Here is a 13059-nt window from a genome sequence, read left to right as displayed (position 1 = left end):
GCTCAACTGCCCGACGAAGCGCGCATCTGGGCCGTCGCGAACTCCTTCATGCCCTCGGCGAACCCGATCCGCGCGCGCCAGCCCAGCTCACGGGCGGCACGCTGCGACGAGGCGGTGATGTGCCGCACGTCACCGAGGCGGAACTCGCCCGTGACGACGGGATCGGGCCCGCCGTAGGCGTCGGCCAGCGCCGCGGCCATCTCGCCGATGGTGTGCGGCTCGTCGCTGCCCACGTTGTAGGCGGCGAACGCCGCGCCGCCGCCGGCACCGTCCTCGCCCGCTCCCGCGGCGCCGGTGTCCGTACCCGCCCGCGCGTCCGAGACGGCGGCAAGGGCCGCGACGTTGGCCGCCGCCACGTCGTGCACGTGCACGAAGTCCCGGCGCTGCGCCCCGTCCTCGTACACGGTCGGCGCCTCGCCGCGCGCGAGAGCGGAGCGGAAGAACGAGGCGACCCCCGCGTACGGGGTGTCACGCGGCATCCCCGGCCCGTAGACGTTGTGGTAGCGCAGCGAGACGGCGCGGCCCCCGGCGGCCCGCGCCCACGCCGCGGCCAGGTGCTCCTGCGCCAGCTTGGTGGTGGCGTAGGTGTTGCGCGGGTCCGTGGGCGCGTCCTCCCCCACGAGCCCCGGCCGCAGCGCCGCCCCGCACTCGGGGCACGGCGGCTCGAACCGCCCCGCGCGCAGAGCGGACACCGCACGCGGCCCTGGCCGCACCTGCGCGTGCTCGTCGCAGACGTAACGGCCCTCCCCGTAGACGACCATCGAACCGGCGAGCACGAACGAGCGCACCCCGGCCGCCTCCATGCCGGACAACAGCACAGCGGTGCCGTGGTCGTTGCAACTGACGTACGCGGGCGCGTCGGAGAAGTCCTTGCCGAGCCCCACCATGGCGGCCTGGTGGCACACCGCGTCCACGCCGCGCAGCGCGCCGGCGACGGTGTCGGGGTCGCGGACGTCGCCGACGAGGCACCGCACGTCCGGCGCGGTGCTGGAAGGCAGCGCACCGCCCTCCTCGTGCGCCGACGGCAACAGGGCGTCGAGCACGACCGCTTCGTGACCCGCCTCCGTCAGGGCGTCGACGATGTGTGAACCGATGAAACCGGCCCCGCCGGTGACAAGAACGCGCATACGCACCACGCTAGGCCCGCGAGGCCGTCAGACGGCGCCGCACCGCTCCTGTGTCACCGGCCCGTAAGAACCAGCGGGCCGCTCACGTGCGCCCGGCCCCCGCCGGCGGTCCCTCCGGCGGCATGCCGGCCTCGCCGTCGCGCAGGAACCCGGTCACCAGGGGCGTCGCCTGGTGGGCGAACTCCTCGAAGTAGGCGTGCCGGGCGCCCGGAATCAGCCGGAGTACGGCGCCCGGGATCCGGCCCGCCAGCAGCGGGGCGTTGGCCGTTGGGTTGAAACGGTCGTCCGTGCCGTGCACGACCAGGGTGGGCGCCGCGATGCGGGTCAGCGCCTCCCACGCGTCGTGCCCGGCGCTCGCCCGCAGATGGCGCCGGCGTGCGTGCCCGGGCATCGAGGGGTCGCCCAACGTGGCGAACGGGCCCGGGTGCCGGGCGGTGTAGCCGGGGGTGTACATCAAGGCGAGCAGCGCCTCGCGGGCCGCCCGCGCGTCCGGCTGCACGAGGGCACGCCGCACCTCAGGACCCCGCTCGACGCCGTGCGGGGCGCCCGGAGAGGTGCAGCCCAGGACGAGCCGGTCGACGCGGGAAGGGTGGTCGGCCGCCAGCCACTGGGCGACCCGGCCGCCCATCGACGTGCCGTACACGTGCGCCCGTTGCACGCCCGCGTGGTCGAGGACGGCCAGCGCGTCCCGGGCGAATCCGGGCGTGCTGTAGGAGTCGGTGTCGGGCCGGTCGCTGCGACCCGTGCCCCGGTAGTCCCAGACCAGGGTGGTGAACGCGGCGGCGAAGTCGGCCCGTACCGGATCCCACCACCCGAGGTCGTTGGACTGCCCGCTCAACAGCAGCAGCGGCGGGCCGCCGGCGCCGTGGACCTCGTAGTGGAGCGCGGCGCCGTCGGCCGCGGTCGCGTAGGGCATGCCGTCACGCTCTCACGGGGGAGGGGCGAGCCGATCCTGAGGGTGCGCCGCAAGGCGGCGGCAGAGGCCTCAGCGACCGTGGGATTCCGGGGGATCGTGGGGGCCCGGGTGGCCGTAGCGGTTGGCCAGGAACTCCTCGAAGGTGCCCGCTCCCGTGGCGTGGTCCGGGGCCAGGTTGCCGCCCCGGCGGAACGCGCGGGCGGTGCGGCCCGGCAGCGGCAGACCGACGACGCGGCGGGACCGGCCGGTGGCCCGCAGCACCTGTGCGGCCGCCTCGCGGGCGTCGAGCACCCGCGGCCCGCCCATGTCCGGCACCCGCCCGGCCGGCTCCCGCCCAACGAGTTCGGCGAGCCGCCCGGCGACCTCGGTGACGTCCACCGGCTGGAACCGGAAGCCCGACGGCGCCACGACGACGGGCATGCGCCGCTGGACGGTGGTCAGCGTCGTGACCAGGTCGTGGAACTGGGTGGCCCGCAGGATCGTCCACGGCAGGCCCGACGTCTCCAACAGCCGCTCGGCGGCGTACTTCCCCTTGTAGTACGGGAACGGGATCCGGTCGACGCCGACGATGGAGATGTAGACCAGGTGTGCGACGTCCGCCTGCCGAGCCGCCTCCGCGAGGCGCGAGAGCACCCGCGCCTCGCGCCACGGGTCGGTGGCGCAGTGCACGACGGCGCGCACGCCCGAGACGGCCTCCGCCAGGCCGACGTCCTTGGTCAGGTCGCACACGGCCCACTCGCAGGGCCGCTCGTCGCCCTCCCGGCGCGGCCTCCTGCTCATCACGCGGACGGGTACGCCGTCGGCCAGCAGCCGGTCGACGAGCGGACGGCCGAGGGTGCCGGTGCCGCCGGTCACGAGGACGGGCCCGGCGGGACGGCGGGCGTTGTCGTGCGAGGGCGAAGGGGAGGGGGAGGGCGGAGAGGGCGCGGGTGTCATCGGGGTGCCTCCGGGTCGGTGCGGGTGCCGTGAGGGTCCGCCCTGGCGGTGAGGGGGCCCACATTGGAGGACCGGACAGCGGCGCGGAACGTGACACCGGCCCCCGCGAACGGCGACAACGGGCCCGGCGAACGGCTCACACGTCGCTCCGCGCGCCTTTACGGACGGTTTCGCCCCGCGAGGCGAGCTGCTGTGCCGCGTACCGCACCTTGTCCGGGTTCGCGATGATCCGCAGGGTCGTGATCCGGCCCTCCACGACGTCCAGCGACAGCACGCCCAACAGACGCCCCGCCGCCAGACCGAGCAGCGCGGGCCCGCCGTTGACCTCGCACGGCACCAGCGCGACCCCGGCCGCGAACCGCTCCAGGCCCCCGGCCAGGTACCGGGCGACCCGGGCCCGGCCGCTGATGGGGCGCCGCGCGGTGTTGACCTTGCCGCCGCCGTCCGCGTACGAGACCACGTCCTCGGCCAGCAGCCGCTCCAGCCGCCTCAGATCGCCCTCGCGCGCCGCGGCCACGAACGTCTCGACCAGCCCGCTCCAGCCGCTCCGGTACGGCATGTCGGGCGCTGCTGAGCCGCCTGGCGGTGCTGAGCCCTCGGGCGCTGCTGAACCGGTCTGCGCCGTTGCGCCCTCGGGCGCTGCTGAAACCGTCTGAGTCGTCCCGTGGACGGCGCGCTTCGCCCGCCGGTACAGCTGACGGGAGTTCGCCTCGGAGACGCCCAGCACCTCGGCGATCTCCCGATGCGGATAGCCGAAGGCCTCGCGGAGTACGAACACGGCACGCTCGGGCGGGGTCAGCCGCTCCAGCAGGACGAGCAGGGCCAGTGAGACGGAGTCGCGCTGCTCGGCCGTCTCCAGCGGCCCGAGCGGGGCCGCCCCGGCCCCGCCCCAGACCGCAGTCCCGCGCTCCGAGACGATCGCGGCCCCCGTCAGCACGGGCTCCGGCAGCCACTGGCCCACGTACTGTTCACGGCGCACGCGGGCGGACGCCAACTCGTTCAGACAGAGCCGGGTGACGACGGTGGCCAGCCACGCGCCGGGCGCCGCGACGGCCTCCTGGTCGGCGCGCTGCCAGCGCAGGTAGGCCTCCTGCAGGACGTCCTCGGCGTCGGTCGCCGAACCCAGCATCCGGTAGGCGATCCCGAACAGCCGCCCCCTGTGTGCCTCGAACCGCGCCACCGCCGCATCCGTCATGGCCTCAGTCGACCACGCCGTACTCCGCGGCCCGCGCACCAGCCCCCGTCACCGTCCGTCCACTCCACGTCACCGTCCGTCCGCTCCACGTCATAGCGGACTGTGCGCTCCACGTCACAGCGGAACATGACGGCGCGAGAGGGCGTGATGGCGCGAGGGGGGGGCACAACGGCGCGAGGGGGCACAACGGCGCGGTCCGGGCCGCGGGGCCCGGACCGCGGGAACGGTCACCACTCCTGGGAGGTGAGCCAGGGACGGATGTGCCGGCGGGCATGGTGGAGACGGGACTTGACGGTGCCCAGAGGGATGCCGAGACGGTCGACGATCTCGGCGTAGTCCATCTGGCACAGATCGCGGTAGACCAGGGGCGCCACCAGGTGGGGGCTCTCCTGCTCCAGGCGTTCGAGCGCTTCGAGCACGTCCACCTTGGAGCCCGCGATCACACTCGTCGTGCGGGGGTCGGGACGGCGCTCGGGTGCACTCGCCTCGTCGGGGGGCGTGGGCTGCTCGGCCGCGCGCCGTTTCAGCTCGCGGTACTTCTGCCGGGAACAGTTCGCCACCACGGTGTGCAGCCAGGTGCTGAAGCGGCTGCGGCCCTCGAAGCGGTGGATGTTCCGTGCGACCTGCAGCAGCGCGTCCTGTGCGGCCTCCTCGGCGTCCTCGCGGTAGAGGAGGAAGCGGCCACAGCGGCGCACGATGTCGGGACGGATCGCGCGGAGCAGCGCGTCGAGGGACGCGCTGTCGCCCTGCGCCGCGAACAGCGCGAGGGTCTCGGTGTCGGGGGATTGGGGGTCGAAGGTTTCGTTATCGTGAGGTGCGGCGCCTGGGGGGACGCCCGTGCCGGCTGGTGTTGCCGGGGCGGCCGGAGTGGCCGGTTCGGCCGGGCCGAAGGGCTGGTTCGCGGCGTCTGCGGAAGCCGGGGGACACATCCAGGCATCATAAGGGGCATGCCCTCACCTGATCAGTTCGGCCGCTACCGGGTCGAGAAGCCCCTCGGATCCGGAGCCTTCGCCGTCGTCTGGCTCGCGCACGACGATCGGCTGGAGGCTCCCGTCGCAGTCAAGGTGATGGCCGAGAACTGGGCCTGCCGTATGGACATCCGCGACCGTTTCCTCGCCGAGGCGCGACTGCTGCGCAAGGCCTCCTCGGGCGGTGTCGTCCAGGTCTTCGACGTCGGCGAGCTGGACGACGAACGCCCCTATTTCGTCATGGAGTACGCGGACCGCGGCACGGTCGCCGACAGACTGGCGGGAGGCCCGCTGCCGGTGTCCGAGGCGCTGTGGCTCACCGCCGAGGCGTCCCGCGGCGTGCGGGCGCTGCACGAGGCGGGGGTCGCGCACCGCGACATCAAGCCGTCGAACGTCCTTCTGGCGAGCGGCGGCGCGCGGGGCAGCGAGCGGGTGCTGGTCGCCGACCTGGGCCTGGCGAAGAACCTCGCGCAGGCCTCGGGCCTGACGGTGGTCGCCGGGTCGGCCGGCTACATGGCGCCCGAGCAGGCGGAACCGTTCGACGGCATCGACGCCCGTGCCGACGTCTACAGCCTGGGCGCCCTCCTCCACCACCTGGTGACCGGGACCGTGCCCGGAGCGCCGGGCCGGGTACCGCCGCTGGGCCGGGTGCGGCCGGGGCTGCCGCCGGAGCTGGAAGAGGTCGTCGGACGCGCCCTGGAGCCCGACCGCGACCGCCGCTGGCCCACCGCGGGCGCCTTCGCGCACGAGCTGGACCGGCTGGCGGAGAGCGTCCGGCACCTGTCCGAGGACCCGGACACGGGCCGCGCCGGCCCTGCGGGCCCTGCGGGTGCTGCGGGCGGTGCTGTCGCGGCGGCCGGTGTGGCCGTCGCGGCCGGCGCGGCCGGCACGGGCGGTGGCGCCGAAGGCGCTCAGGGGCGCCTGGAGGCACCTGAGGAGGCTTCGACGGCCGCCGAGTGGCCGATGGGCGCGCCCGCGTCCCGCGCGGCGCGAGAGGCCGCCTCAGAGCCTCCGACGGCGCCCGTCTCCTCCGCGTCTCCCGCCTCCTCCCAGTCTCCCGCCTCCTCCTCGACCGATCCCGACTCCTCGGCCGATTCCGTGTCATCGGCGGACTCTCCGGGCGGCTCGGCCTCTCCCGCGAACTCCGTGAACTCCGCGAACCCCGCGAGTTCCGTGAACTCCGCGAGCCCCGTGTCCTCGGCGGATCCGGCCTCGTCCGCTCGTTCCGACCCTCCGAGCTGGGCCGCCTCTCCGTCGGCTGCCGCCCCCGCGCCGACCGCTGCCTCCCCGTCGGTTCCCGCGTCCTCGTCGGCTGCGAACCCGTCGGACGCGGTCCCGTCGGACGCGGTGCGGTCGGACGCGGTCCCGTCCGGGGCGGTCGCGGCCGGGGCGTCCCCGGGCGGGCGTGGCTCCCGTGTGGGATACATCTCCCCCGTGACGGAGGCGGATTCGGAGGCCTCCACGGTCGCCGAGGCGCACCCGGCGACCGCCCAAGAGCCCTCGTCGGCCGCCGTCCCACCGTCGGGTGCGGCGCCGCCCCCGGCCTCGCCTCCCACCGCTCGTCGGCGCCGGGGGCGTACGGTCCTCGTCCTCACCGTCGCCGTCGCGGCGCTGGCCGGCGCGGGAGTGGCGGTGGTGAAGCTGAAGCCGGACGAGCCGAAGAAGCCGGACGAGATGCTCGTACACGACGCCAGCGGACGTATCAGTCTGAAAATACCGGCGGAGTGGGCGGGCGAGGTGACACGTGACGGGTGGCGCCCGTCGTCGATCGGCCTGCCGGCCGACCAGGCTCCCGGGATGCTCGTCGCGGAGGACGTGAAGGGCTGGAAGGACCTCACCTCGAAGACGAGCGGGGTCTTCGTCGGTCTCGGCGGCGACAGCAAGAACAGCAAGGACAGCGGGAACAGCGGGAACAGCGACGGCAAGGGAGCCGGCACCGACGGCGCGAACGGCGACGAGCGGGCGAACAGCGCCCGTGCCGACGCCGGGAAGTCCGGTGACACGTTGGCGGACAAGGTCGGGGCGATCAGCCACCGCACCGCCTGCCAGGACGCGGCGAGCCGTGCGTACAAGGGCGAGAACTGGCAGGGACGCATCCGTACCTGGTCCTCCTGCGCCTCCTCGGGGATATCGCTGGAGGAGATCAGCCTGACGCCCCGGCACAAGGGGAAGCCCCCGGTGTACGTGCAGATCCGCTGCGACGAAGACTGCGTGGCCAGGACGGACAAGGTGCTGGGCAGTCTGGAGGTGAGCGGCCCGTCGGAGGGCTGAAGGCGGTCGGCCGGAATCGTCGGCCGGAAATGTCGGCGGGAAATGCCCACGTGTGTCCGTGTTGTTCGCACTCGATTCCGGTCCGCGGACCCGCGGCCAAAAAAAGTTTCCCGAAACCGTGAACTTTCTCGGGGTGCCGGCCATCGAACGGTGTGTACGGCGCAAGAGCCCGGGGTGCACGCTGGTGAGGGACACACGAACGGCATCCCGGGCGGCCGAACGACCGCGAGACGCGTGACCAGGGAGTGACGGCAGCCATGACACAGCGCCAACACGTGACAGGCGAGCGGGTCGTGCACGAGACGACGGGTCCCGCACCCGTTTTTGGAGGCGCCGGACACCGCCCCCGGCGCCGGGTGGCCCGTGTCGCGGCCGGAGCGACGGCGGTGCTGGCCGCGGGGGCACTGCTGGTCGGGTGCGGTGACGGTGACAAGGACGCGGGGGACGGGGCACCGAAGAAGGTCAGCGGCGAGGCAGCGCCCGCCGGGGGCGACTCCGACAAGGACACCGGAGGCGACGGCAAGGGCGGCGACCAGGACAACGGCGGCAAGGGCGACACGGACGGCGCTGCGAAGGGCGGCTCCGACGGGTCCGGTTCCGGATCGGGGGGATCGTCCGACTCGTCCGGTCCCTCTTCGGCGGGTACGTCAGGCGGCGACTCGAACGCCGGCGGAACACACGCGGGCTCCGGCTCCCGCTGCGCCACCGGTGACCTGCGGGCCTCGTTCGGTCCGAACCACCCGGGCGCGGGTCAGGAGAACTACTCCCTCGTGTTCACGAACAAGTCGGACGCCACCTGCACCGTGCGCGGCTTCCCCGGTCTGGCGTTCGTCAACAGCGCGGGCGAGGAGGTCTCCATCGACCCGAACCGGACCGGCGGCCAGGTGCGGACGGTCACACTGGCGCCCGGGAAGAGCGCGTGGGCGCCGCTCTCCTACTCCAACCCCGAGATGACCGACGTCCCGACGGTGAAACCGTCCGCGGCGAAGGTCACCCCGCCCGACGAGCACGCTTCGCTCACCGCACCGTGGTCGGGCGGCGAGGTCACCAAGAGCGGGACGGCGTCCGTCCCGAAGATCGGACCCCTGGCCCCGGGCACCGGCGGCTGAACCACGCGCACGGGGGTGACCGGCGCGGCTGTCCGTGACGGGCTCTCCGTGCGGAGGCCCGCCGCGACGGGGCGGCCGTCGGCCGGCCCCCGAACGCTGTAGCGTCCCCCTGACCACGGGACGCTGCCGCGTTCGAGGGCCGGCGGGAACCGAAGGACCGCCCCGTACCGACGGACGGCGCCCGGCTCCACGGGAGGGTGCCGGGCGCCGTCCGTCCTTGCCCCCGCCGCCCGGGGCCCCGGTGTCGAAGGGCCGCGCGGGACGCCCGTTCGCCGTACGCACGGGTGCGGCATGGCCGGGCCCGTGCTACCGCTCCCGGACGCCGCGCGCGGACAGTCATCCCCAGTCACCCGACCCGACCACGCCCGAGTGGCCCGGCGCCCGCAGGCGGGCCAGATTGAGAGCGTGCAGGAGAGACGGACAGGCGGACGGACGAGTCGAGGAACGGGCCGGAGACGGAGCTGGGAGGACGAGAGCGCGGCGGCGGCACCGGCGGACGGGTACCAGGGCGGCGTGGGGCGGCTGCGGCGCCTGGCGCGGCTGCTCCCGGCCGCGCTGTTCGCCCTGGGACTCGTCCTGGAACTGGCCACGCCGCCGAACGTGACCATCTCGGCACCTTTCGCCGCCACGCCACTGGCCGCGGCCGCCCTGCTGTCGTTCCGCGCCACCGTCGTCGCCGGTGTCGCCTCCTCCGGCACCGTCGTCCTGCTGACCTGGCTGCACGACGAGGTAGGCCCCGACATCGAACCCGAGGCCCGTTCCATCACCATCGCGACCGTCTCCGCGCTCGCCGTGGGCGTCAACTACGTGCTGCGTCGCAGCGGCGAGCAGTTGGCCTCCGCCCGTGTCGTCGCCGAGGCCGTACAGCTCGCGGTCCTGCCCACGCCGCCCACCCGTACGGGCGGTCTGGTGTTCGCCACCCGCTACCGCGCCGCACAGACGGACGCCCGCATCGGTGGCGACTTCTACGCCGTCGAGGAGACCCCGTACGGCGTACGGCTGCTCCTCGGCGACGTACGCGGCAAAGGGCTCGGCGCGGTCGAGGCCGTCGTCATCGTGGTGGGCGCCTTCCGCGAGGCGGCCGAACGGGAAGAGACACTCGCCGACGTCGCGGCCCGCCTCGACCGCGCCCTCCAGCGGGAAGGACGCCGGCAACTGGGCACCGCGCGGTTCGAGGGCTTCACCACCGCGGTACTCGTGGAGATCCCCACCCACCCGCCCCCTCCGGGCGACTCCGGCACGCCGCAGGGAACAGCCCCGCAGAACGCCGCATCCGGCCCCGTACTGCGCCTCGTCAACCGCGGCCACCCCGGCCCCGTCCTGCTCCACCAGGGCCGCACGACGCTCCTGGAACCGGACGAACCCGCGCTCCCGCTCGGCATGACGGAGCTGGGCGTGTGGCCCGACGAGATCGACGAGGTGCCCTTCCCGCCGGGCAGCCAACTCCTCCTCTACACCGACGGCCTGTCCGAGGCCCGCAACGCCGACGGCGTGTTCTACGACCCCGCCGGACGGCTGTCCCGCAGCTACTTCGCCGACCCCGAGGAACTGCTGGAAACCATCCTCATCGACGTCGCCGACCACACGGGCGGCGAGGCGGTCGACGACATGGCGCTGCTGGCTGTCGCCCACGAGACCCGACGGAGCACGTAATCCCGCCCCACGGGGAGCGGCAATTGTGGGGAACGGCTTGGAAACACGGGTGCTGTTCTATTACCGTCCGATAACGCGGCACGGTCGTCACTGTCGTCACGGAAGACGGCACCGTACGCCGACGCCGAATCCCGCACACGGGGCACCAGCCGGCCCAACTCACCGGCCAGGCCCCGCGGGAACCGGGGAACCACCCCTTCTCGTCAGCATGTCGGGAAGGACGGGGTGAATCGGGCGCCCCGCACGGGACGCCCGTAGGAGACCTTCCTGCTCCGAACCCGTCAGCTAACCCGGTAGGCGAGAAGGAAGGAAAGGAGAGCGCCCACCGTGGCGTCCACATCCCAGGGCCCTGCCCCCGAGGCCGTCGGGTACGGCCCGCAGCCCGGCACCGTCGGCTCCCCCGTTCCCACCCCCGCGCCGGCCCCTCACGGCGGCCCGCAGCCGTACGGTGGCCCGCAGCCGTACGGCGGCCCGCAGCCGAACGGCGGTCCTCAGCCGTACGGGGGCCCGCTCCCGTACGGCGGCGCGCATCCGCATGGTGCTCCGTATCCGTACGGTGCTCCGTATCCGCACGGCGCTCCGGGCCCGCACGGCGCTGCGCAACCGCACGGCACTGAGCATCCCTACGGCGAGTCCAAGGCCGGCGCGGGCGAGTCCTCCGACGGGATCGGCCCGCAGGACGAGGGGATCCGCACCGAGGAGTGGAACCCCACCGAGGAGGCCACCCGCTCACTGCGCGGCAAGCACCGGGTCGCCCGGCAGCGGACCGGCGGTGTGGCGCGCGGCGGGGCCGTTCTCGGCGTCGGCATGATCGCCGCCGTGGGCGCGGGCGGCATGGCCACGGCACACGACAAGGACCCCGGCTCCATATCCGTACCCGACCTCGGCGCCGCCGCCGACACCGCGCGGGACCTGACCGGCCACCTGCCCGACGCCGAGGACATCCCCGGCCTCGGAGCGTTCGTCTCCGACGACGCGGACGGCACAGACGGTGCCCAGCGAACGGACGGCGCCCAGGCGGCACACGGAGCCGACGCGGCCGACGCGGCCGACACGGGCGGCGGCGCCGGCGAGGCACTCCGGGCCCGCATCCTCGCGCAGGCCGAGCGGCACCACTCCGCGACGGACGCACAAGCCCGCGAGGACGCGGCACGCCAGGCCGCGAGCGCCGCCGCGGAGCAGGCCGCGAAGCGGGCCGCCGCCGAGGAGCGCGCGCGAGCCGAGGCCCACGACGAACGCCGGCGCGCGGCCGCGGAGGCGAAGGCCGCCGAGGCGAAGGCCAAGGCGGCGGCCGAACGCCGGGCCAAGCTCGCCCGCAGCTATGTCGCGCCGGTCGCCTCCTACCAGCTGAGTGCCGGCTTCGGCCAGTCCGGCGGCAGATGGCAGAACGACCACACAGGCCAGGACTTCGCCGCCCCCAACGGCACGCCCGTCAAGGCGATCCACACCGGCACCGTCAAGGAGGCCGGCTGGGCCGGCTCGTACGGCTACCGCGTCGTCCTCGAACCGGACGACGGCACGGAACTGTGGTTCTGCCACCTCTCGTCCATGACCAAGTCGGCAGGCGACAAGGTGAGCACCGGCGACGTCATCGGACGCGTCGGCTCCACCGGCAACTCCTCGGGGCCGCACCTGCACGTCGAGGTCCGCCCGGACGGCGACGCCCCGGTGGACCCGCTGACGTGGCTGCGCGACAAGGGCGTCAACGTCTGACCCGCCTCTGACGACGGGGCCCCGCACGCGCCCGCGGGGCTCCCCGCGAGCACGTGGGGGGCGCCTGACGGAACTGTCGCCCCCCACAGCCGCGCGGGGGAAGTCTCGCGCGCTGTACCCGCACCGGAGGGAGACGGCGCGCTACGGTCGCGGCATGCAGATGAACGCCGGCAAGAAGATCGGTCAGCTGTCCGTCGCGCCGCTCGCACTCGGCGGCAACGTCTTCGGCTGGACCGCGGACACGGACACGTCCTTCGCCGTGCTGGACGCCTACACCGAAGGCGGCGGCAACCACATCGACACGGCCGACGGGTACTCCGCCTGGGTGGAGGGCAACTCGGGCGGCGAGTCCGAGACGGTGATCGGCCAGTGGCTCGCGGCGCGCGGCCCCGCGGTCCGCGACGACGTCGTCGTCGCCACCAAGGTCGCCCGGCACCCCGACCGCATGGGACTGGACCCGCAGAACATCAAGGCCGCCTGTGAGGACTCGCTGCGCCGCCTGCAGACCGACCGCATCGACCTGTACTACACGCACTTCGACGACGAGTCGGTCGAGGTCTCCGAGATCCTCCAGGCGCTGGACGACCTGGTCAAGGCCGGCAAGGTCCGCGAGATCGCGGCCTCGAACATCTCCCCCGAACGCCTGGCCGCCTCCCTCGCCTTCAGCGACCGCGAAGGAACCGCCCGGTACGTCGCACTCCAGCCGCACTACAACCTGGTCTCCCGCGACACGTACGAGGGAGAGCTCGAAACCCTCGCCCGGCGCGAGTCCCTGGCCGTGCTCCCGTACTACGCGCTGGCCGCCGGCTTCCTCACCGGCAAGTACCAGCCCGGCGAACAGCCGCCCGAGGGCGCACGGTCAGGCCAGGCGGCCAAGCTCCTGGCCACCGAGCGCGGCCAACGCGTCCTGGCGGCCCTCTCCACGGTCGCGGGCGCCCACCAGGCCCCCGAGGCCACCGTCGCCCTCGCCTGGCTCCTGGCCCAGCCCACCGTCACCTCCCCCATCGCCAGCGCCCGCACCGTCGACCAACTCCCGGCCCTCATGGCCGTCGCCGACCTCCAACTCACCCACGACGAGGTCCGCCTCCTGACGGACGCCTCCTCGTAACCCCGTCCCCCGTTCAACCGCCGCCTCCCTCCGGGCTCGCTCCTTCTCGGGAACGATCCGCGG

The 13059-nt window shown here is 74.1% G+C and carries 10 protein-coding genes and 1 riboswitch; of the genes, 5 read left to right on the top strand and 5 right to left on the bottom strand.

Going from position 1 to position 13059, the window contains the following annotated elements; translation table 11 throughout:
• Window positions 1-2: 2 nt before the first annotated feature.
• From DTL70_RS28055 to DTL70_RS28035, 5 genes are all read right to left on the bottom strand, one after another.
• Window positions 3-1127, bottom strand: coding sequence for an NAD-dependent epimerase/dehydratase family protein (locus DTL70_RS28055; RefSeq protein WP_114024811.1), 1125 nt, complete (start codon window positions 1125-1127; stop codon window positions 3-5).
• Window positions 1128-1209: 82 nt separating this feature from the next.
• Window positions 1210-2043 carry an alpha/beta fold hydrolase gene (locus DTL70_RS28050; RefSeq protein ID WP_114024810.1) on the bottom strand — a complete coding sequence of 278 codons (834 nt, stop codon included), beginning with the start codon at window positions 2041-2043 and terminating at the stop codon, window positions 1210-1212.
• Window positions 2044-2112: 69 nt separating this feature from the next.
• Window positions 2113-2979, bottom strand: coding sequence for an SDR family oxidoreductase (locus DTL70_RS28045; protein WP_114024809.1), 867 nt, complete (start codon window positions 2977-2979; stop codon window positions 2113-2115).
• Between the two features lie 136 nt (window positions 2980-3115).
• A complete protein-coding gene (locus DTL70_RS28040; RefSeq protein ID WP_114024808.1) occupies window positions 3116-4174 on the bottom strand; it encodes a sigma-70 family RNA polymerase sigma factor in 1059 nt (352 codons plus the stop codon).
• A gap of 227 nt (window positions 4175-4401) precedes the next feature.
• Window positions 4402-5103 carry an RNA polymerase sigma factor gene (locus tag DTL70_RS28035; protein WP_114024807.1) on the bottom strand — a complete coding sequence of 234 codons (702 nt, stop codon included), beginning with the start codon at window positions 5101-5103 and terminating at the stop codon, window positions 4402-4404.
• Window positions 5104-5121: 18 nt separating this feature from the next.
• Here DTL70_RS28035 and DTL70_RS35005 point away from each other — a divergent pair, with 18 nt between their 5' ends.
• The 5 genes from DTL70_RS35005 (at window position 5122) to DTL70_RS28005 (ending at window position 12996) form a co-directional block, all read left to right on the top strand.
• A complete protein-coding gene (locus DTL70_RS35005) occupies window positions 5122-7413 on the top strand; it encodes a serine/threonine-protein kinase (protein ID WP_220183661.1) in 2292 nt (763 codons plus the stop codon).
• 257 nt (window positions 7414-7670) lie between these two features.
• A complete protein-coding gene (locus tag DTL70_RS28025) occupies window positions 7671-8522 on the top strand; it encodes a DUF4232 domain-containing protein (RefSeq protein WP_114024806.1) in 852 nt (283 codons plus the stop codon).
• Between the two features lie 405 nt (window positions 8523-8927).
• Complete coding sequence (locus tag DTL70_RS28020; protein ID WP_245979891.1) at window positions 8928-10175, top strand: PP2C family protein-serine/threonine phosphatase; 1248 nt, start codon at window positions 8928-8930, stop codon at window positions 10173-10175.
• Between the two features lie 154 nt (window positions 10176-10329).
• A riboswitch (cyclic di-AMP (ydaO/yuaA leader) is annotated at window positions 10330-10489 on the top strand.
• A 13-nt stretch (window positions 10490-10502) separates the two neighbouring features.
• Entirely contained in the window at window positions 10503-11888 is a 1386-nt protein-coding gene (locus DTL70_RS28010; RefSeq protein WP_245979888.1) for a M23 family metallopeptidase, read from the top strand.
• Window positions 11889-12048: 160 nt separating this feature from the next.
• Window positions 12049-12996 carry an aldo/keto reductase gene (locus DTL70_RS28005; protein WP_114024838.1) on the top strand — a complete coding sequence of 316 codons (948 nt, stop codon included), beginning with the start codon at window positions 12049-12051 and terminating at the stop codon, window positions 12994-12996.
• Window positions 12997-13059 lie beyond the last annotated feature (63 nt).

It is taken from the genome of Streptomyces diacarni, assembly GCF_003323715.1.
In the GTDB taxonomy this organism is placed as follows: Bacteria; Actinomycetota; Actinomycetes; order Streptomycetales; family Streptomycetaceae; genus Streptomyces; species Streptomyces diacarni.
Note: the sequence above shows the minus strand (reverse complement) of the source record. Positions and strands in the feature narration are given on the sequence as shown.

Coding starts and splice junctions, on each gene's coding strand:
- DTL70_RS28055 (WP_114024811.1), bottom strand. CDS start 1,127: ATGCGCGTTCTTGTCACCGGCGGGGCCGGTTTCATCGGTTCACACATC.
- DTL70_RS28050 (WP_114024810.1), bottom strand. CDS start 2,043: ATGCCCTACGCGACCGCGGCCGACGGCGCCGCGCTCCACTACGAGGTC.
- DTL70_RS28045 (WP_114024809.1), bottom strand. CDS start 2,979: ATGACACCCGCGCCCTCTCCGCCCTCCCCCTCCCCTTCGCCCTCGCAC.
- DTL70_RS28040 (WP_114024808.1), bottom strand. CDS start 4,174: ATGACGGATGCGGCGGTGGCGCGGTTCGAGGCACACAGGGGGCGGCTG.
- DTL70_RS28035 (WP_114024807.1), bottom strand. CDS start 5,103: ATGTGTCCCCCGGCTTCCGCAGACGCCGCGAACCAGCCCTTCGGCCCG.
- DTL70_RS35005 (WP_220183661.1), top strand. CDS start 5,122: ATGCCCTCACCTGATCAGTTCGGCCGCTACCGGGTCGAGAAGCCCCTC.
- DTL70_RS28025 (WP_114024806.1), top strand. CDS start 7,671: ATGACACAGCGCCAACACGTGACAGGCGAGCGGGTCGTGCACGAGACG.
- DTL70_RS28005 (WP_114024838.1), top strand. CDS start 12,049: ATGAACGCCGGCAAGAAGATCGGTCAGCTGTCCGTCGCGCCGCTCGCA.